Origin of the sequence: Vibrio splendidus 12E03 (assembly GCF_000272105.2) — a bacterium.
Taxonomy (GTDB): Bacteria; Pseudomonadota; Gammaproteobacteria; order Enterobacterales; family Vibrionaceae; genus Vibrio; species Vibrio splendidus_I.
On sequence record NZ_AJZD02000241.1, the window covers coordinates 1 to 1,941 of the forward strand.

The window sequence follows — 1,941 nt, forward strand, 5'->3', positions numbered from 1 at the left end:
TTGCAGCAATCAGAAACCGCCACTCGGGCAAAGCGCGTGCTTGAACAAGCGGTCTTGAAAGGCAGCTCGGATATTCATATTGAGTTGTTCAAACATCAAACTCGCCTCGAAGTGCGCGTGGATGGCCGTATGATCGAACTCATGAAACCGATTGGCGAGTATGAGTACGGTGAACTGCTGATTGGTTACCTCTTTAATGAGCTGTGTGAAGACAAAGATGACGATTTTCATGTGGGCACCATCAACAATGGACGAATGTCACTACTGCTTGATACCCCAAAGGGGAAAAGGGAGACCCAGTGGCGACTCGCGTACATTCCTGCGAAAGACAAAGGCGGTCAATGTACGCTTCGGTGGAGCAATAAGGAAACCTCAATCCCGACGTTAGACAACATTGGCTGGGAGGCCGGACACGTCAATGTGATGCGCGACTTCATGAGCAGTGCCAGCGGCATTTGTTTGATTGCGGGTCAAACGAGTTCGGGGAAAACGACCACGATTGCGGCGGCGCTCAGTGAAATGAAAAGGCAAGGCCGCTCCATTAACACGGTGGAAGATCCGGTTGAGTTTGATTTGGGGGTAATTCAAACCTCGGTGACCGCGAAACAAGGTCAAGACAATCACTTTAATGCGTACACCAAAGCGCTGCTTCGGCACGACGTCGATATTGAATCGCACGGGGAGGTGCGAGACGAGCTTGGGGCCATGGACGTATGCCGAAAAGGGGAGACGGGACAAATCATGTTTTCCACGCTGCACACCTCCAGTGCGGTCGGCATTGCTCACACCCTTAACGAGCAAATGCACGTTCCCAGTGCTCTGCTGGCGGCGCCGGATTTAATGAAATTGTGGATATATCAAACGCTGGTTCGAACCGTGTGTCCTCATTGCGCCTTATCGCTAGAGCAGGCAAAGGAAACGTGGTCAGAGCAACAAAAAACGCACTTTGCTGTATGGCAAGCATCGATGGCTTCATTCAATCCAAAATCGCTGCGCTTTCGCAACCCCGAAGGGTGCTCGCAGTGCGTTGAAGGGGAAAAAGGTCGCACCACGTTAATTGAAATGGTGGTGCTCGATGATGACGATCGCGCCCTCATATTATCGCGAGATTATCTGGCGTGGTTAAAGGCGCTGAAAGTCAAAGGATTCAAGAGCGTGGTTGACCATGCCAACTTGAAGATATTAAGAGGGGAAGTGGATATTTTCAGTGCGGCTGGGCGCGTTGATGGTCTGTTTCCTAAAGACACGAACGCCGTGTACCAAGGCTTATGGGAGGAGGTGAAGGATGAGCGTTCGACTTAACCCTCAAGAGCAAGTGCGCTTAATGGGCACCATTGAACGACTAGCGAAGGCGGGGATGCCGCAAAAAGCCATCGCGCATCAATTGGTGAAATTTGGCAGTAAAAAGGAGAAGGCGGTTGGGCAAGTCTGCGCCCAGACTCTCAAACAAGGTCGATCATTTTGTCAGGGATTGGAGCCTTATTTGACCAATACGGCCTATTTGGCGCTGCTCTCTGGCGATCGTGCGGGTCGTTTTACTCAAGGCGTCAGTGACGCGCTTGCCGCGCTGCACATGGCTAAATCGAGTACCGGCTCTCTTGCCGTGGTATTGATTAAGCCGACGCTTGGGATGATGGCGGTCTTGGCTTTGAGTGCGATGGCCAGTGCCCTGCTATTTCCAGCCTTAGAGGCGCAACTTCCCCGTACAAGGTGGGATGCATTGAGCCTAGCGGCTGATGCTTTTGGTTTGTTCTGGTTGGACTATGGCCTGTTTATCTTCACGTTCTTTGCGCTACTGACCGCCGCGCTTGGGCTATCTCTTGGCCGCTGGACAGGGCATTTTCGCTCCCGTGTCGATAATTGGCCGATTTACCGTCAATACCGCCACATTCACTGCACCAACTTATTAACGGCGACCGCGCACCAAATCGCGATAGGGGT

Annotated in this window: 1 protein-coding gene and 1 pseudogene; both read left to right on the forward strand. The window is 52.1% G+C overall.

What is annotated here, in order from left to right; genetic code table 11:
• The coding region (locus A142_RS15775) for a GspE/PulE family protein (RefSeq protein WP_019823644.1) at nt 1-1,302 on the forward strand (1,302 nt) is incomplete at its 5' end.
• Nucleotides 1,286-1,941 (forward strand): annotated as a pseudogene (locus A142_RS15780) (hypothetical protein); the annotation flags it as partial. The gene A142_RS15775 and the pseudogene A142_RS15780, both read left to right, overlap by 17 nt.